The 16,823-nt window shown below is 48.8% G+C and carries 16 protein-coding genes; 11 read left to right on the top strand and 5 right to left on the bottom strand.

Features of this window, described 5'->3' with window-relative positions; all coding sequences use genetic code 11:
* Positions 1-425 precede the first annotated feature (425 nt).
* Positions 426-1,649, top strand: coding sequence for an MFS transporter (locus P3X63_RS18760; protein ID WP_026588780.1), 1,224 nt, complete (start codon positions 426-428; stop codon positions 1,647-1,649).
* A gap of 18 nt (positions 1,650-1,667) precedes the next feature.
* On the opposite strand, the gene P3X63_RS18755 is transcribed toward P3X63_RS18760, so the two are convergent.
* Positions 1,668-2,867 (bottom strand): MFS transporter, encoded by a 1,200-nt coding sequence (locus P3X63_RS18755; protein WP_277691664.1) that lies wholly within the window; start codon positions 2,865-2,867, stop codon positions 1,668-1,670.
* Between the two features lie 201 nt (positions 2,868-3,068).
* On the bottom strand, positions 3,069-3,590 hold the full coding sequence (locus P3X63_RS18750) for a hypothetical protein (protein WP_026588778.1): 522 nt from the start codon (positions 3,588-3,590) through the stop codon (positions 3,069-3,071).
* Positions 3,591-3,837: 247 nt separating this feature from the next.
* Between P3X63_RS18750 and P3X63_RS18745 the strand changes: the two genes are divergently transcribed.
* The 10 genes from P3X63_RS18745 to P3X63_RS18700 all read left to right on the top strand — a co-directional run bounded on the left by P3X63_RS18745 (position 3,838) and on the right by P3X63_RS18700 (position 13,836).
* Entirely contained in the window at positions 3,838-5,904 is a 2,067-nt protein-coding gene (locus tag P3X63_RS18745) for a bifunctional aldolase/short-chain dehydrogenase (RefSeq protein ID WP_277691663.1), read from the top strand.
* Positions 5,905-5,955: 51 nt separating this feature from the next.
* Positions 5,956-6,324, top strand: coding sequence for a sensory rhodopsin transducer (locus P3X63_RS18740; protein ID WP_026588776.1), 369 nt, complete (start codon positions 5,956-5,958; stop codon positions 6,322-6,324).
* Positions 6,325-6,340: 16 nt separating this feature from the next.
* Positions 6,341-7,561 carry an L-rhamnose isomerase gene (gene rhaI / locus P3X63_RS18735; RefSeq protein ID WP_026588775.1) on the top strand — a complete coding sequence of 407 codons (1,221 nt, stop codon included), beginning with the start codon at positions 6,341-6,343 and terminating at the stop codon, positions 7,559-7,561.
* Positions 7,558-9,024: a rhamnulokinase gene (locus tag P3X63_RS18730; protein ID WP_277691662.1), complete on the top strand. Its 1,467-nt coding sequence runs from the start codon at positions 7,558-7,560 to the stop codon at positions 9,022-9,024. Before rhaI ends, P3X63_RS18730 begins: the two co-directional genes overlap by 4 nt.
* A gap of 77 nt (positions 9,025-9,101) precedes the next feature.
* Positions 9,102-9,863 carry a DeoR/GlpR family DNA-binding transcription regulator gene (locus P3X63_RS18725; protein WP_277691661.1) on the top strand — a complete coding sequence of 254 codons (762 nt, stop codon included), beginning with the start codon at positions 9,102-9,104 and terminating at the stop codon, positions 9,861-9,863.
* An 82-nt stretch (positions 9,864-9,945) separates the two neighbouring features.
* Positions 9,946-10,497: a DJ-1/PfpI family protein gene (locus tag P3X63_RS18720; RefSeq protein WP_026588772.1), complete on the top strand. Its 552-nt coding sequence runs from the start codon at positions 9,946-9,948 to the stop codon at positions 10,495-10,497.
* 119 nt (positions 10,498-10,616) lie between these two features.
* Positions 10,617-10,922, top strand: coding sequence for a metal-sensing transcriptional repressor (locus P3X63_RS18715; protein ID WP_026588771.1), 306 nt, complete (start codon positions 10,617-10,619; stop codon positions 10,920-10,922).
* A gap of 55 nt (positions 10,923-10,977) precedes the next feature.
* Positions 10,978-11,187 carry a copper chaperone CopZ gene (gene copZ, locus P3X63_RS18710; RefSeq protein WP_026588770.1) on the top strand — a complete coding sequence of 70 codons (210 nt, stop codon included), beginning with the start codon at positions 10,978-10,980 and terminating at the stop codon, positions 11,185-11,187.
* A gap of 79 nt (positions 11,188-11,266) precedes the next feature.
* Positions 11,267-13,702, top strand: a complete 2,436-nt coding sequence (locus P3X63_RS18705; protein WP_277691660.1) for a heavy metal translocating P-type ATPase — start codon at positions 11,267-11,269, stop codon at positions 13,700-13,702.
* Positions 13,699-13,836 carry a hypothetical protein gene (locus tag P3X63_RS18700; protein WP_179115647.1) on the top strand — a complete coding sequence of 46 codons (138 nt, stop codon included), beginning with the start codon at positions 13,699-13,701 and terminating at the stop codon, positions 13,834-13,836. Before P3X63_RS18705 ends, P3X63_RS18700 begins: the two co-directional genes overlap by 4 nt.
* 419 nt (positions 13,837-14,255) lie before the next feature.
* Here the strand turns inward: P3X63_RS18700 and P3X63_RS18695 are convergent, their stop codons facing one another.
* From P3X63_RS18695 to P3X63_RS18685, 3 genes are read right to left on the bottom strand one after another with little or no spacing between them, the layout of a single operon-like run.
* Positions 14,256-15,185, bottom strand: a complete 930-nt coding sequence (locus P3X63_RS18695; protein WP_277691659.1) for a metal ABC transporter substrate-binding protein — start codon at positions 15,183-15,185, stop codon at positions 14,256-14,258.
* A gap of 26 nt (positions 15,186-15,211) precedes the next feature.
* A complete protein-coding gene (locus P3X63_RS18690) occupies positions 15,212-16,072 on the bottom strand; it encodes a metal ABC transporter permease (RefSeq protein WP_026588767.1) in 861 nt (286 codons plus the stop codon).
* Positions 16,072-16,815 (bottom strand): metal ABC transporter ATP-binding protein, encoded by a 744-nt coding sequence (locus P3X63_RS18685; protein ID WP_026588766.1) that lies wholly within the window; start codon positions 16,813-16,815, stop codon positions 16,072-16,074. Before P3X63_RS18685 ends, P3X63_RS18690 begins: the two co-directional genes overlap by 1 nt.
* Between the last annotated feature and the right edge of the window lie 8 nt (positions 16,816-16,823).

The following is a 16,823-nucleotide window of genomic DNA, read 5'->3' as shown; positions in this document are numbered from 1 at the left end:
GGCTGATCGAGCTGGGAATAGGCTGATTTCGTTTCGGCGTAAGTCATGAAGAAAGTGTGGGGGTATGGACATTTGTTCAAGTGAAACATAAAGGTTTACTAGTAAACAATAGTCATTTTATCCCTAACTTTTCCAAGTGTCAACACGATTCTATGCAAAAATATGAAAATATTCGCAATATACCTCATTGAAACTGAGCATATGTAATTAGATGTAAAGCGGGATTCTTCATGATTCAAGGTGTCTTCGCTTGAAGAGGACGCAAATATAAAAGGTATGTAAATAGACGTAAAAATTGTTAAAAATCCCATCGTTGACATTTATTATTGGGGAGGTTACAATTAATTTTGTTAACTGGTAAACAAAAGTTGTGAAAGAAGATCATATTGTTCACGAATAAACAAAATAAGGCAGGCGGTTTTCAAATGAAACCCTTGAAATTAAATTCTTCTTTTGTCTTGTATTTAGTGTGTATGAGCGCGTTTTTTGCTTCATTAAATCAAAATATTTATTCACCTATCATTCCTTTGATTAGAGATTCGTTTCACGTTTCGGTTGCGATGGTGAATTTGTCCGTTTCCCTATTTATTTTCATTACAGCGGTGATGCAGATCATTCTTGGCTCGCTTGTCGATTTTAAAGGTGCGAGGTTTGTTGTGATCGCAAGCATTATCCTGACCGTCATCGCCACGATCGGCTGTGCCGCCGCTCAGGATTTTACTTCGTTTCTTATCTTCAGGGTGCTTCAGGCTGTCGGGACGGCAGCGCTTCCTCTCGTCGCAGCCACGACGATCGGCCGATTGTTTGAAGGAACGAAGCGGGGCAGTGCAATGGGTACTTATCAAATGCTGCTTTCCGTAGCGCCCGCAGCGGCGCCGATTCTGGGCGGCTTCATCGGCGAACGCTTTAACTATCCGGGTATTTTTTGGTTTTTGGCCGTGCTGTCCGTCATTTTGTTTTTGGCGAACGCGTTTTTCTTTCCGCGGGAGAACGGAAGAAAGAAGACGAACCTGACCGTAAACAAACTATTGTCACACTACAGGGACATATTCAAAAACAGGACGGGGAACGCGATTCTCATTTTAAGCTTTTTCATTTTTTTCATTTATTTCTCCATCATCGTTTATTTGCCGATTTTATTAACGGACAGGTATCACCTTGATCTGAACATCGTCGGTCTTCTTTATTTGCCGGTAGCGGTCAGCACGATTGTCGGCAGCATACTGTTCAAATCGATTCAAAAGAAAGTAAAGCTCGGACGCCTGTTTTTGTACGGCAATTTAACGGCGGCCGGAGGCATCGTGTTTTTCGGCTTTACGCATACGTTCTCACTTGTTTTCATGTCCGTCGCCCTGGTCCTTTTCGGCATCACAATGGGGCTCATCCCGCCGCTGTTCTCGACGATGATGACGAACGAATTTGAGGAAAGCAGAGGCAGTGCGATGGGGCTGTTTAATTTTATCAGATATACGGGTATGGCCGCAGGACCTGTCCTGTCGGGGATTTTTTTAGAAAGGCTGTCATCGGTTTTTGTATTTGGCTGTTTCGGAATCGCATATGCGGCCGTCAGTCTGGTGATGTTGATGGCTGTGCTGAAAACGCGGCAAACAAACACAACAAAACAGCATGAAAAAGCTGCCAGATCATGAGTCTGGCAGCTTTTTTTGTCACATTCGCTCTGTTTCCCACATCGCTTTCGTCTGTCTTTTTTCAGACGCATAAGCAAACATCGTCAGCATCAGGCCGCATAAGGTCATCAGCGCACCGCCTGTGGCAAGGTATGTGTAATAGCCGGACGCATTGAGAATGAGTCCGCCGATCCATGCCCCAAGCGCATTGGCCAAATTAAAAGCCGCAATGCTGACAGAAGTGGCAATCGTTGTTCCGTATTCGGACGCGGCCACGACTTTTGTTTGCAACAGCGGCACCGTTCCAAAGGCACCTGCCCCGAATAAAAAGGTAACGATGATGGCGCCGGCCGGATGTCCGGTTACAAAAGGAAAGACGGCAAGGATCGACATCAATGCGATCATCACGCCGATCATCGTGCGGGTTAATAAATGAAACGGAACTTTCCCCGCATAGAAATTGCCGACGACACCGCCAAAGCCATAAGCAAAAAGGGAAGCGGTAATCCCAAGGCTCCCAAAGCCGGCTGAGTGCCTCAGCATCGGTTCGATAAACGTATACGCGATGAAAACGCCTGAATAGCCGAAGATCGTAATGGCAAAAGAAAAGAGAACCTGTTTATTTTTAAACACACCCCATTCGTGGATCAGTTTTGGCACTACTTTTGGCTTTCTGTGCGGCACGGTCATAAGAATGCCGATAAAACCGATCAACCCGAGGCATGCGACCATCGCAAAAACAACCCGCCAGTTGAAAAGGTCGCCCAAAAAAGAACCGAAAGGAACGCCCAGCATCAGTGCGATGGTCAAGCCGCCATTCATGGAGGCTGCGGCGGCAGCGCGTTTTTCAGGCGGCACCATTTCGCTGACGAATACCATTGTCGTCGCAAAAAATGCGCCATGGATGGATGCGGATAAAATTCTGGATATCAATAAAACGGTGAAATTTGGCGCAAATATACTGAGTGTATTGGCTATTATAAAAATCCCCATCAAGCCCAGCAATACCGGTTTGCGCGGCAGTTTCACCGATAAGATCGTCACGATCGGCCCCGTCAGACAAACGCTTCCCGCATAAGCCGTGACCAAAAGGCCGGTGGAAGAAATCGGGATAGAGAGATCGTTTGAAATAGAGGTTAATATGCCCATCACAACGTATTCCGTAAAGCCGATGGAAAACGTGCAGATCATAAAAATCATGATGATCAGTTTGACTGGTGTGTTGTGTTTTCTGTTCATCGCTATCCCTCCTCTTTAAAAACATGAATTTATATATTAAAAAATGAAAAGGAGGATTTCAAGAGCCTTATGCAGCCGAATGTCTTCTGCCGAGCTAACGGCTGGCGGCAAAAAAAGCACTGACAAGAATGTCAGCGCTTTCCGCGAATTTCAATTTTTTTATTTTGGCTGCTTGGTCTTCTTTACATGCCCGTCTTTAGATCAATTCGATCTGACCAGGACGGAAGACACTTCATCATTCCACGTTCTCGATCCGTCGCCGACCGGCCCCAGCAGATTATACAGACCGCCGGTGTTGGCGAGCGCAAGGGCATTGCCGCCGCCATTGGCATCGATGTAAACATATGTGTAATTGCCGTGAGGATGGGTTCTGACAGATGAAACGGCATCATTGGCGTTTCCGGCAAGGTTGGTCATGACATTGGCATATGCCTGAATGGACCATCCTCCTCCGTTGATGTTTTCATAAAGCGTACTGTAAATCCGGTCTGCCGGGAAAAATTTGTGTTTCGGTTTTACGGGATGCTGTTTGACATATTGGTCAAATGCGATTTTGTTGTTAAAACTAACGGCCGTCTGTGTGCCATCTTCATCTTGAGTAAGTACTTGATAATGTGAAATCTTCTTGTTCCCCTCTTTAGCCTGTGCGCTGTGTTGGACGCTTCCGAACAGCACGAGACCGAATAGGCTGAGAAAAGCGAGCAGTCTGACAGCAATTTTCATGTTTAAAACCTCCTTATTTTCCACACGTCTTTGGTGTGGTCTATGCAAGGTTACTATAAGTAATGATAGATTACAATATATACCATGTAAAATAATTCTATTTTCTTACGGAAATATAAATTATGATATGTTGTTCCTTGTTTAACAAAATCGAGCGTTAAAAAAAACGCTTACAAAATAAATCAATATATGATACTCTAAAAACAAAAATATTCAAAAGTAAACAAACAAAAACGGAGTGATTGATATGGTGGAATATTTATGGTCTGATGAGAAAGCTGCCGAATGCAGCGGTCTTGCTGAACTCGTGTACCGCTCCAACCTGATCGGCTCTGACCGTTCGGTTTGCAACTGGGGCGGCGGCAATACTTCGATGAAAACGGTAGAAAAAGATTTTCGCGGCCGTGACATTGATGTGATGTGGGTCAAGGGCAGCGGATCAGACTTGGCGGCCATGACAGCCGAGCAGTTTACCGGATTGAAACTCGAGGACATTCAGCCGCTGATCGAGCGCGAGCATATGACTGACGAAGAAATGACAGCTTATCTATCCCATTGCATGATCGACGGCAGACACCCGCGGCCATCGATTGAAACGCTTTTGCATGCTTTTCTGCCCTTTCCGCACGTGGACCACACACATCCGGATGCCATCATCAGCATTTGCTGCGCTGAAAACGGGAAGCAGCATGCAGAAGAGATTTTCGGCAGCCGTTTTGTATGGGTTCCTTATGTACGGCCTGGATTTGCTTTATCCAAAATGATCGCCCAAGGGGTGAAGAACAACCCGAATGCGGAGCTTGTGCTGATGGAAAAGCACGGTCTTGTCACATGGGGCAAAACGGCAAAAGAAAGCTATGATCAGACAATTGCCGTGATCAGGGAAGCGGAAGCGTATATTAAACGGCGGTCAGCCGAGACTCAACCGTTCGGAGGCAAGGCGTGTGATGCGCTTCCGGCTGATGAACGAAAGCGCATCTTTGCAGACATCATGCCCGTTATCCGCGGCCTTGTCAGTGATCAAAAAAATCTGCTCTTGACATGGAGCGATTCGGATGAAGTGCTGGAATTCGTGTCAAGCAAACATGCTCCGGCGCTTTCACAAATCGGCGCCGCCTGCCCGGATCACCTCGTTCATACAAAGCGCGTTCCGGCATACATCCCGTGGAACCCGTCTGAAAACGACTCAAACCGCCTGATTGAATTGATCAAAACAGAGATCGCCAGATTTAAAGATGAATATAAAGCCTATTTTGAGCGAAACAAGCAGGAAGGAGACCGCATGTTTGAACCGGCGCCGCGCGTCATCCTCATCCCGGGACTCGGTATGGTCACAACCGGAAAAAGCCTGGCGATGGCGAAGGTGACCAGGGATTTATACCATCGGGCGATCGCCGTCATGAAAGGGGCGGAAGCCCTTGGAAACTTTGTTTCTCTTCATGAAGAAGAGTCCTACAATGTTGAATATTGGCCGCTTGAACTTTATAAGCTGACACTTGCTCCGCCGGAAGCCGAATTTTCCCGCAAGACGGCCTTTGTGACGGGAGGAGCTGGAGGAATCGGCAGTGAGACGTGCCGCCGCCTTGCTGCTGAAGGAGCGCACGTCATCGTCGCTGATATTAATCAGGAAGGTGCAGAAAAAACGGCGGCGGAGATTAATGAACAGTACGGAGGGGAGCGGGCGGCGGCCGTCCGGCTCGACGTGACGAAAGAAGAGGAAGTGCGGCAGGCTTTCAAAACAAGCGTCCTCAAGTACGGGGGAATCGACATTCTTGTCAATAATGCGGGGCTTGCCACATCAAGCCCGCTTGATGACACGAGCCTTGAAGAATGGAATCTGAATATGAATGTGTTGGGAACAGGATATTTCTTAGTCGCCAGAGAAGCTTTTAAACAAATGAAAAAACAAAATAACGGTGGAACCATGGTGTTCGTCGGCTCCAAAAATTCCGTCTATGCAGGCAGGAACGCTTCGGCATACAGTTCCGCAAAAGCGCTGGAAGTCCATCTGGCGCGGTGTATCGCCGCCGAAGGCGGAGCGTACGGAATCCGCGTGAACTCCGTTCTTCCTGATGCCGTTCTTCAAGGATCGGCGATCTGGGATTCGAAATGGCGTGAAGAAAGGGCGGCCGCTTACGGGATTGAGCCGGACCGTCTTGAGGAGCATTACCGGAAGCGGACGGCTCTGTCCGTCAATATTTATCCCGCTGACATTGCTGAAGCGATCGCTTATTTTGCTTCGGATAAGGCGGCAAAAACAACTGGGTGTATGCTGACGGTTGACGGAGGCGTACCGGCTGCATTTTCAAGATAATCGAAAAAGCGGCCTGAGGGCCGCTTTTGAAGACAAAGGGGGAAAAGGGAGATGAAAGGTGAAAGGCATTGGATCATACCGGACGGCTTTATCCCGCCTCAAAGCTCCGGGAGTCTCACCAGCCATGAATCGATTTGCGTTTTGAATTGCCATGAGGAGGATGCGGAGCTTCACATCACAGTCTATTTTGAGGATCGGCCGCCGCTTGAGGGGATGGTGGAGACGGTTGGCGGCAGAAGAACAAAACATATCCGCACAAGCTCGCTGGAGACATCGGGAGCGCGTATTCCCGAAAATGTTCCTTATGCCATTGAGATTGAAAGCAATCTGCCCGTTATCGTCCAGTACAGCCGGATGGATACAACACAGCCTGAACTGGCTTTAATGTCGACAATGGCGTATCCGCTACCAATAAAATAAAGGGGATGGGTGTACAATGAGTGATCAATCTTACGCTTTATTTGAACAGCAGCAGAAAGACAGGGGGATCAGCCTGACGGAAGCAATCGAAAAAATGAAAGCGCTTAAAATCGAAACGCCTTCATGGGGGTACGGAGATTCGGGCACACGTTTTAAAGTGTTTCAGCAAGAAGGTGTGCCAAGAGATCCTTTTGAAAAAATGGAGGATGCCGCAGTTGTCCATAAGCTGACTGGCGTTTGTCCGTCCGTTGCCATCCATATTCCATGGGACAGGGTCGATGATTATGCAAAGCTGAAAGCACACGCCGAAGATCTGGGTGTTGCGATCGGGGCCGTCAATCCGAACCTGTTCCAAGACGATGACTACAAATTCGGCAGCATTACCAATGTAAAAACGGAGATTCGCAAGAAAGCGACAGACCATCTGCTTGCATGCGTGGACATCGCAAAACAAACCGGCTCAAAGGAAATCAGCCTCTGGCTTGCCGACGGAACCAACTATCCGGGGCAGGCTGACATGAGAAAGAGGAAAAGCTGGATGTATGAATGCCTGAAGGAAGTGTACGCGGCGCTTGCTGATGATATGCGGCTTCTGATTGAGTATAAATTTTTTGAGCCGGCTTTTTACCATACCGATTTGGCGGACTGGGGCATGGCCTTCAATCTGGCGCAAAAGCTCGGTCCAAAGGCTGATGTGCTCGTCGATACCGGCCACCATCCGCAAGGAACGAACATTGAACATATTGTTGCCTATTTACTCGATGAGCAGCGTTTGGGCGGCTTTCATTTCAACAGCCGCAAATATGCGGATGACGATTTAATCGTCGGCGCCCACAATCCGTACGAATTGTTTCTCATTTTTTATCAAATTTTAGACGCCTCCCGCGATACTGACCCACATGTGAGGAGGAAAGCGGAACAGATTTCCTACATGCTTGACCAATGCCATAATCTTGAGCCGAAAATCCCGGCTGTGCTGCGCTCGGTCGTCAATGTACAGACCTATTATGCAAAAGCGCTTCTCATCAATTTTGAAGAAGTCAAAGAAGCGCAGGAAAACCACGATGTCCTTGCTTGTGAGGCGGCGGTGCGCGAAGCTTTTGAACTGGATGTGAAGCCGCTTCTTCATGCCGTACGCGAGGAGATGAATGTCCCGGCCGATCCGCTGAAAGCCTATCAGGAAAGCGGATATGCCAAAGAAATCCTCGTGCGCGGCAAAGGCGGTGCAAGCTGGTGACAATCTTGGCATTTGATCTCGGGGCGGGCAGCGGAAGAGCTTTTGCAGGGTATGTTGACGACAGCCTGATCAAAGTGCGGGAAATTCACCGTTTCGCAAATGAGCCCGTTCAAGCGGGGAAGCATCTGTATTGGGACATTCTCCGCCTCTTTCATGAAATCAAACAAGGGGTGTTGAAAGCGAAAAACGGCTGCGGCCGAATCAGCTGCATCGGGATCGATTCCTGGGCGGTTGATTTCGGCCTCCTTGATCAAAACGGAGAATTGCTGGGAAATCCTTATCATTACCGCGATCCCCGCACAGAGGGTGTGATGGAGGAAGTATTTGAAAAAATAGGAAGGGAAAAGATATTTGCACATACGGGCATTCAGATGCTGCCCTTCAATACGATGTTTCAGCTTTACGCGCTGAAACGGGCGAATTCTCCACTCCTCGAGCGCGCTGAGACGCTTTTAATGATCCCCGACTTGCTCCGTTACTTCTTGACAGGCGAGAAAAAAAGCGAATGGACCAATGCGACAACCACCCAGCTGTTTAATCCGACAATCTCCGGCTGGGATCGCGAACTGATCAGCCGCCTCGGTCTTCCGGCTGCGATTTTCCCAAACGACATCCTCAAACCCGGAAGTGAAGCAGGGCGCCTTACATCATCTGTATGCGCAGAATTGGATGTTCCGGCAGTGCCGGTGATCGCGGTCGGTGAACACGATACGGCTTCGGCGGTTGTCGGCGTTCCCGCGGAAACGAAAGACTTCGTCTACTTGATCTGCGGGACGTGGTCGCTGATCGGAACGGAGCTCGACAGGCCGATCATGAGTAAGGACGCTTTAGACTGGAACTTTACAAATGAAGGCGGTGTCGGCGGGACATTCCGTTTCCTGAAAAACATTATGGGATTATGGCTTTTTCAGCGCTGCCAAGCCGATTGGGAAAAAAGGGGGCTTATGTTTACGAACGAAGAACTTGTCAGGCTTGCCGGACGGTCCGCTCGTTTTAAAGCGGTGCTCGATCCTGATGACAGCATCTTTCTCAATCCCGTCAATATGCCTGAAGCGATTCAGACCTACTGTCGGAACACAAACCAGGAGGTGCCGGAAACGCCTGGAGAGATCATCCGCTGTGTCCTGGAAAGCCTTGCGTTCAAATACCGTTTTACCTTGGAGCGGATCGAGCGGCTGACCGGAAAACAGTACGAAGGGCTTCACATGGTTGGGGGAGGCATTCATAATGAGCTGCTCTGCCAGTACACGGCGAATGTATTGGCCAAAAAGGTCTGGGCGGGGCCTTCCGAGGCGAGTGCGATCGGCAATGTTGCCGTTCAGGCGATGGCGCTTGACATGTTTTGGGATGTTCAGGAAGCGCGTCATGCCATTAAAGCCTCCTTTCCGCAAAAAACGTACACACCTGAAGATGTGCGGGCCTGGGAAGCGGCTTATCAACATTATTACGAACATATTCTGTAGCGTCTCTTCCCGCTGAACCGCTGATGCGCTATCATGGAGAAAACAGTGATTTTTCAATAGAGGAAGGAAGTAAACGGATGCTTGTAGCTGAAAGACACCAAAAAATCGTTGAGCTTGTCAATCTGCGTTCGAGCGTGCGCGTCACCGAGCTGAGTGAAATTTTCTCCGTCACGGAGGAAACGATCAGGCGCGATTTAGAAAAGCTTGAAAAAGAAAACAAGCTGAAAAGAAGCCATGGGGGCGCCGTCAGTGTACAGACCGAGGAAGCCGAGATTCATTTTCGAAAACGGGAGATTACAAACGTCGCGGAAAAGAAAATGATTGCCTATGAAGCCGTCAAGCTTGTGGAAAGCGGGGAACGGATCATCCTCGATGCCAGCACGACGGCGTGGTATATGGCCAAAACGCTCGGAAACATCCCGCTGACCGTCATTACGAATTCAGTCAGAGTGGCGATGGAGCTTGCGAAAAAAGAAAAGATAACGGTGATTTCCACCGGAGGGATGCTGCTTCCTGAATCGATGTCATTTGTCGGGCCTCTGGCGCAACGTTCCCTTGATTTGTATCACGTCAACAAAACGTTTCTCTCATGCAAAGGCGTCGATCCCGAGAGCGGCTTAAGCGATTCAAACGAATGGCAGGCCCTCTTGAAAAAGCGTATGATCGACATCGCCGACCAGACGATTTTAATGGCGGACAGCAGCAAATTCGGCAAGCGGGCATTTTCGCAGATCGACCGGCTTCACGACGGATATCACATCATCGCGGATTCAGGGATCGATCAAGGAAGCCTCGAAGAGCTGAAGGAGAAAACCGAACAGATCACCATTGTCGGCTAAATCAGGTCTGAGCACTTTGGTTTTAAATTACAGCCCGATTCAGATAAAATAGAAGAGTAAAAAAAGAAAGGAGATGTTTTTGATGGCGAAGAAAGTGTTGATTGTAACAGGTGACGCTGTGGAGGCATTAGAGGTGTATTACCCTTATTACCGCTGTCTTGAAGAAGGTTTTGAAACAACGATTGCCGCGCCTAAAAAGAAAAAAATCCATACGGTTGTTCATGACTTCTTAGATTGGGATACATATACGGAAAAACCGGGCTATTTAATTGATGCGCACGCTTCATTTGACGAGGTCGACCCTTCCGAGTATGACGGCCTGATCATCCCCGGCGGACGAGCGCCTGAGTTCATCCGGATGTATGATTCCTTATTAAAGATCGTCGCCCATTTCTTTGAAGAAAATAAACCTGTCGGTGCCATCTGCCATGCGAGCCTGATTTTCACAAGCCTGAGAGAACATCTGAAAGGCCGTGAGCTGACGGCTTACATTGCCTGCAAACCTGAAGTTGAAGCGGCTGGCGCGACATACATCGAAGAAAAGCTCCATGTGGAAGGAAACCTTGTTTCAGGACACGATTGGTCGAATCTTCCTGAGTTTATGAGGGAATTCTTCAAAGCATTAAATAAATAAAAGCGAAACAGACACACCCCGCAGCCAATGCGGGGTATCTTTTTTTAGACATGTTTCCTTTTGCATTTTATAATGGTAACAAGGTTGTGGCAGACTATAACTGAAAGAGAGGTGTTCCGATGTCAGAACATCATGATGATCATATGCTTAACCCTAAAAGTTCCAAAGAAAAGGAACAGATCAAAAACCGCTTGAAAAGAATCGAGGGACAAGTCAGAGGTATTCAAAACATGATTGAAAACGACCGCTATTGCGTCGATATTTTGGTGCAAATCTCCGCCGTTCAGGCGGCCATGCAAAAGGTGGCTTTCAGCCTGCTGGAAAATCATACACACCACTGTGTAGCCAACGCCGTGAAAAAGGGCGAGGGAGATGAAGCCATTGAAGAGCTTCTCGATGTATTTAAACGGTTTTCAAAATCATAACGTATTGAAATACCCTACAGGGGTATGGTAATATAAAATCAAGGAGGTTTTCAATATGGAACAAAAAACGTTGAAAGTCGAAGGAATGTCTTGCAATCATTGTGTTCAGGCTGTTGAAGGAAGCGTCGGCGAGCTTGGCGGCGTTGAAGCGGTAAAGGTGGATCTGGGCGCCGGCACTGTCGAAATTTCTTTTGATTCAGAAAAAGTATCGCTGAAGGAGATCGTTGATACGATCGAGGATCAGGGGTATGATGTCGCAAGCTAGGAAAAACGTTCGCGCTTTATCAAGCGCGGTTTTTTCTGCACTGAATATACCTGTTAGGGGTATATAAGGAGTGATAAACATGGATGGACAAAAGGAGGCCACACTGCAAATATCCGGCATGACGTGTGCAGCATGTGCAGCGCGGATTGAAAAAGGGCTGAAACGGCTTGACGGAGTTGAAGACGCAAATGTGAATTTAGCTTTGGAAAAATCCAAAGTCGTCTATGATCCCGCTCAAGTCGATGTCGGACAGCTGGCTGAAAAGGTGGAGTCGCTCGGTTATCAAGTAGCTGTCGAAAAAGCCGAATTTTCCATCTCGGGCATGTCATGTGCGGCTTGTGCAAACCGGATCGAAAAGCGCCTCAACAAACTGCCTGGCGTCAAAAGCGCCGCCGTAAATTTCGCGCTTGAAACGGCTGCAGTCGAATACCATCCCGGCGCGGTTTCTCCGGAAGATATGGAAGAAGCTGCACAAAAGCTCGGCTACAAGCTGGAGTTGAAAAAGGACCGCACCCGGGACAGCTCGGCCGAGCAAAGAGAAAAAGACATTGAAAATCAAACAGGCAAATTGATTTTTTCCGTGATCTTGTCTTTTCCTCTCCTTTGGGCAATGGTCAGCCATTTCAAATTCACGGCTTTTATCTGGCTGCCGGACATGTTCATGGATCCATGGGTGCAGTTCGCTTTGGCTACACCGGTGCAGTTTATCGTCGGCAGGCAGTTTTATATCGGGGCCTATAAAGCGCTCCGCAACAAAAGCGCAAACATGGATGTGCTGGTTGCGCTGGGGACGTCGGCCGCTTATTTCTACAGCTTTTATTTAAGTATTGAAAGTCTTAGACGCGGCCATCACGCCGAAGGCCTCTACTATGAAACGAGCGCCATTCTTCTGACACTGATTATTTTAGGAAAGCTGTTTGAAGCGAAAGCGAAAGGCCGCTCATCAGAAGCGATCAAAAAGCTGATGGGGCTGCAGGCGAAAACGGCGACCGTTGTCAGAAACGGCGCGGAAATCACGGTGCCGATTGAAGAGGTTTTAGCCGGTGATATCATGCATGTCAAACCGGGGGAAAAAGTTCCCGCCGACGGAGAAATCGTCGAAGGACGTTCAGCCTTGGATGAATCGATGATTACCGGTGAAAGCATCCCTGTTGACAAAACGGTTGGAGACACGGTGATTGGCGCCACCATCAATAAAAACGGATTTATCAAAGTCAAAGCCGAAAAAGTCGGCAAAGATACCGCTTTAGCGCAAATTATTAAAGTGGTGGAAGAGGCGCAAGGATCAAAAGCGCCGATTCAGCGCCTGGCCGACCGGATTTCAGGAGTATTCGTGCCGATCGTTGTGGCGATCGCCATTGTGACGTTTATCGTTTGGTACCTTTTGGTGAGCCCCGGAGAATTCGGGACAGCGCTGGAAAAATTGATCGCGGTGCTTGTAATCGCGTGTCCTTGTGCGCTCGGGCTGGCGACGCCGACTTCGATTATGGCGGGGTCCGGCCGCGCCGCTGAATACGGCATTTTATTTAAAGGCGGCGAACATTTGGAGACGGCCCACCGTTTGGAGACGATCGTGCTCGATAAAACAGGAACCGTAACAAATGGAAAGCCGCAGCTGACCGATGTCCGTCCGGCACCGTGGATTGAGGAAGCACAATTTCTCAAACTGGCCGGTTCGGCGGAAAAAAACTCCGAGCATCCTCTTGCCGAAGCGATTGTTGAAGGAATCAGCGAAAAAGGGATTGAGCTGACAGGTCCTGAAAGCTTTGAAGCGATACCCGGATACGGTATTGAGGCGGTTGCCGGCGGCCAACCGATTTTGATCGGTACAAGACGCCTCATGGAGCGGCATGATATTGACATTCATGAAGCAAGCACCGAGATGGAAAAGCTTGAAAGCCAAGGAAAGACGGCGATGCTTGTCGCTGTTGACGGACGCTATGCCGGGCTGATTGCCGTGGCTGATACGATCAAAGATACGTCAAAAGCGGCTGTCGAAAGGCTGAAAAACATGGGGCTGGAGGTCGTGATGATGACCGGCGACAACCGGAAGACGGCTGAGGCGATTGCGGCTGAAGCGGGGATTGAGCATGTGATTGCCGAAGTTCTCCCGGAAGGAAAAGCAGATCAGGTGAAAAAGATCCAGGCGGAAGGCAAAAAAGTCGCCATGGTTGGCGACGGAATCAATGATGCTCCGGCACTGGCGGCGGCCGACACCGGAATGGCGATCGGAACCGGAGCAGACGTCGCCATGGAAGCAGCCGATATTACCTTGATCCGCGGCGATTTGAACAGCATTGCGGACGCGATCGGCATGAGCAGGCTGACGATCAGAAATATTAAACAAAACCTTTTCTGGGCGTTTGCTTACAATAGTGTCGGCATTCCGTTTGCCGCTTTGGGGCTTTTGGCGCCGTGGATCGCCGGAGCGGCGATGGCCTTCAGTTCAGTGTCGGTCGTGCTGAATGCGCTCAGGCTGCAAAAGGTGAAACTGGAATGGAGGAACCCGTCGTGAACAATAAAAGAGTGCTCATCTGGGCGGTTTCAGCGATTGTATACGTCGGCATCGTCATCGGCGTATACACCATCTTCTTCAGCCAGAATTCCGCTCCCGCAGAACATTCGAGCCATCAATCAGAAATGAAATGACATCTGGATGTTGAACCGGACGCCTGCAAATCAGGAAGGCGTCCGGTTTTTTGTGATTTAATATTTGCCATCACTCATGCACATCAGAATTTTTTCTTCTGCGATTTTTTCATCTCTTCTTTGGTTTTCTCGGGTCGTTTGCATCGGGATGCTCCTTTACATAGCGCCGCAGCTGATTGGAAAATGCCGTTCAGAATCGCTGAGCGTCTGATATATGTCAGAAGTCATTTGAAACAGGCCGCCTTTCATCTGAAAACCTCCTTTTATAGTTCTATTGTATCGGTTTGCGAGAGAGGATGAAGAAAAAATCAAGATACGCTATTTTTGAGGGGCAAGCCTGGCAAGATCGTGGGGCGGGCTCTGAAAGAGATGGAAACAAGCATAAAAAACTGCTGTACTTGATGTACAGCAGCGCAAGTTTATTCGGCGAGCCCTTGATGGATCCGGTCGAGGTTTTCTTTCATCATATCATAATATGAATCTCCGGCTTCCCCCGGTTTTCCGATGGAGTCTGTGAAGACTTTTCCTTTGATCGGCACGCCGGTTTCCGCGGACAAGCTTTCCATGCTTCGCGGGTCAACGCTTGTCTCAACAAATAACGCCGGAACGTCCCTTTTCTTCACCGTGTCGACGATTCTTTTCATCTGGCCCGGTGTCCCTTCATTTTCGGTATTAATCTCCCAAATATAATTGGCGTCGACACCGTAGGCCGAAGCGAAATATTTAAAAGCGCCTTCGCTTGTCACGAGGATGCGGCGTTCTTTCGGGATGTCTTTGAAGCGGTTGACGGCATCGTCATGGAGCTTTTGCAGTTTTTCGATATAGGTTTTCGCGTTTTTTTCATAGTCTTCTTTATGATCAGGATCGTTTTTGATCAGCGCGTCTCTGGCATTTTCGGCATATCGAATCCCGTTTTCAATATCGAGCCAGGCATGCGGGTCTTCTTCCGTTTCTTTTCCTTTAGAGGTGAGGTGCTTTGCTTTGACCCCTTCGCTCAGCTTGTAGACTGGGGCGTCATCGCCCGCTTTTTCAGCCGTTTCAAGCAGCTTGTTGAACCAGCCGTTGCCCGTTTCCAGGTTCAGTCCGTTATAAAAGACGATATCGGCATCCGTCGTTTTTTGGACGTCTTTTGGAAGTGGATCGTATTCGTGCGGATCTGTGCCGACCGGTACAATGCTGTAGACATCAATGTGGTCACCGCCGACATGTTTGACGATGTCATAGAGAATGGAGTAGGTGGTGACGACTTTCAATTTTCCGTTTTCACCGCTGCTTTCCTTCGATGAGCAGCCGGCGGCAAAAAGCATGACCACAGCCGCCAAAATCGCAAGTGTTCGCAAGGTTTTCATGAATTGTTTTCCCCCTTTATGTTCGATTAATGTTGAAGCTCTGCCCTTTTTCTTCTTGACTTCAAAGATCTCCACAGCACGCCCTGTTTTGGTGAAAACGTAAAGGCAAGACCGAAGAGAATGGTGGCCACCAGTACGATCGCCGCTCCTGATGAGAGGTTGTACGTGTAGCTTAAACCGAGACCGATGACGGCTGACAATGCGCCGAAGAATGCGGCCATATAGATCATCACCCAAAGCCGGTCCGTTAATAAATAAGCGGTGGCGGCCGGTGTGATCAGCATCGCGACGACGAGAATAATGCCGACGGTCTGGAGAGACGCGACGGTGACCAGTGTTAAAAGCGTCATTAAAAAGTAGTGGATCAGCCGGTTCGGCAACCCGTAGACGGCAGCCATCGTCGGATCGAAAGACGTGATGAGCAGTTCTTTATAAAATAAAAAGACCGCTGTGAGAATGATGATGCCGATGACGAGCGTGGTCCACATGTCTGATGAACGGACGGCCAGGACGTTGCCGAACAAAATGTGGTACAGGTCGCTTGAGCTTTTCACAAGTGTGATCAAGATAATGCCGATGGCGAAAAACGCCGTAAAGACGATGCCGATGGCCGAGTCGTTTTTAATCCTGCTGTTTTGGCTGACATAGCCGATTCCAAGTGCCGTCAGAACCCCTGTAAAGACGGCTCCGAAAAAGAAATTGACGCCGAGCATATACGAGATGGCGACACCTGGGAGGACGGCGTGGGAAATGGCGTCACCCATCAGCGCCATCCCCCGTAAGATAATAAAGCAGCCGATCACACCGCAGATGATCCCCACCATCATCGAAGTGAACAGCGATTTTTGCAGAAAGGTGTAGTCCATCAAGCCGCTGATAAATTCCATCAGATGGCCCCCCTTTCTGTTTGCAGAAACGGAAGCTGCGATTCATAAGCTTTCATCATGACCTCGGGCTTGAGAATGTCGGTGACAGGGCCTGTTTGAATCAGCTTTTTGTTCAGCAAAATTAATTCGTTGAAATAGCTGTCCGCCTTGCTTAAATCGTGATGGACGACAAGGACGGTTTTTCCTTCGTCACGCAGTTCCTTTAAGATGGCGATAATCATGTCTTCGCTTGTGACATCAATGCCGACGAATGGTTCATCAAGGCAAAACAGCTCCGCATTTTGGGCGAGGGCCCGCGCGAGGAAAACGCGCTGCTGCTGTCCGCCCGACAGTTCGCCGATCTGACGCTTGGCAAATGACGCCATCCCGACTTTTTCCAGGCAGTGGTATGCCAAGTCTTTATGGCGCTTTTTCGGGCGGCGGAGAACACCGAGTTCAGGGTATGTTCCAAGCAGAACCGTATCGAGCACATTGATGGGAAACGTCCAATCCATGTCATTCCGCTGAGGGACATAGGCGATTTTTTTGCGAACGTCTTTAAGCGGTTTTCCCAGCAGGCGGATGTCGCCTTTATCCTTCGGAATCAGCTCCAGTACGGCTTTTAATAGCGTTGATTTTCCGGCGCCGTTCGGTCCGATTATACCGGCCATTCTGCCCTGGCTGATTGAGAAAGTGATATTGTGGAGCGCTTCAGTGCCATGGTATGAAACATATAAATCTTTTACAGTGATTGCGGGTTTCATAGTGTTCA

Source organism: Bacillus sp. HSf4 (assembly GCF_029537375.1).
Classification (GTDB): Bacteria; Bacillota; Bacilli; order Bacillales; family Bacillaceae; genus Bacillus; species Bacillus sonorensis_A.
Note: the sequence above shows the minus strand (reverse complement) of the source record. Positions and strands in the feature narration are given on the sequence as shown.

Coding starts and splice junctions, on each gene's coding strand:
- P3X63_RS18760 (WP_026588780.1), top strand. CDS start 426: ATGAAACCCTTGAAATTAAATTCTTCTTTTGTCTTGTATTTAGTGTGT.
- P3X63_RS18755 (WP_277691664.1), bottom strand. CDS start 2,867: ATGAACAGAAAACACAACACACCAGTCAAACTGATCATCATGATTTTT.
- P3X63_RS18750 (WP_026588778.1), bottom strand. CDS start 3,590: ATGAAAATTGCTGTCAGACTGCTCGCTTTTCTCAGCCTATTCGGTCTC.
- P3X63_RS18745 (WP_277691663.1), top strand. CDS start 3,838: ATGGTGGAATATTTATGGTCTGATGAGAAAGCTGCCGAATGCAGCGGT.
- P3X63_RS18740 (WP_026588776.1), top strand. CDS start 5,956: ATGAAAGGTGAAAGGCATTGGATCATACCGGACGGCTTTATCCCGCCT.
- rhaI (WP_026588775.1), top strand. CDS start 6,341: ATGAGTGATCAATCTTACGCTTTATTTGAACAGCAGCAGAAAGACAGG.
- P3X63_RS18725 (WP_277691661.1), top strand. CDS start 9,102: ATGCTTGTAGCTGAAAGACACCAAAAAATCGTTGAGCTTGTCAATCTG.
- P3X63_RS18720 (WP_026588772.1), top strand. CDS start 9,946: ATGGCGAAGAAAGTGTTGATTGTAACAGGTGACGCTGTGGAGGCATTA.
- P3X63_RS18715 (WP_026588771.1), top strand. CDS start 10,617: ATGTCAGAACATCATGATGATCATATGCTTAACCCTAAAAGTTCCAAA.
- copZ (WP_026588770.1), top strand. CDS start 10,978: ATGGAACAAAAAACGTTGAAAGTCGAAGGAATGTCTTGCAATCATTGT.
- P3X63_RS18705 (WP_277691660.1), top strand. CDS start 11,267: ATGGATGGACAAAAGGAGGCCACACTGCAAATATCCGGCATGACGTGT.
- P3X63_RS18695 (WP_277691659.1), bottom strand. CDS start 15,185: ATGAAAACCTTGCGAACACTTGCGATTTTGGCGGCTGTGGTCATGCTT.
- P3X63_RS18690 (WP_026588767.1), bottom strand. CDS start 16,072: ATGGAATTTATCAGCGGCTTGATGGACTACACCTTTCTGCAAAAATCG.
- P3X63_RS18685 (WP_026588766.1), bottom strand. CDS start 16,815: ATGAAACCCGCAATCACTGTAAAAGATTTATATGTTTCATACCATGGC.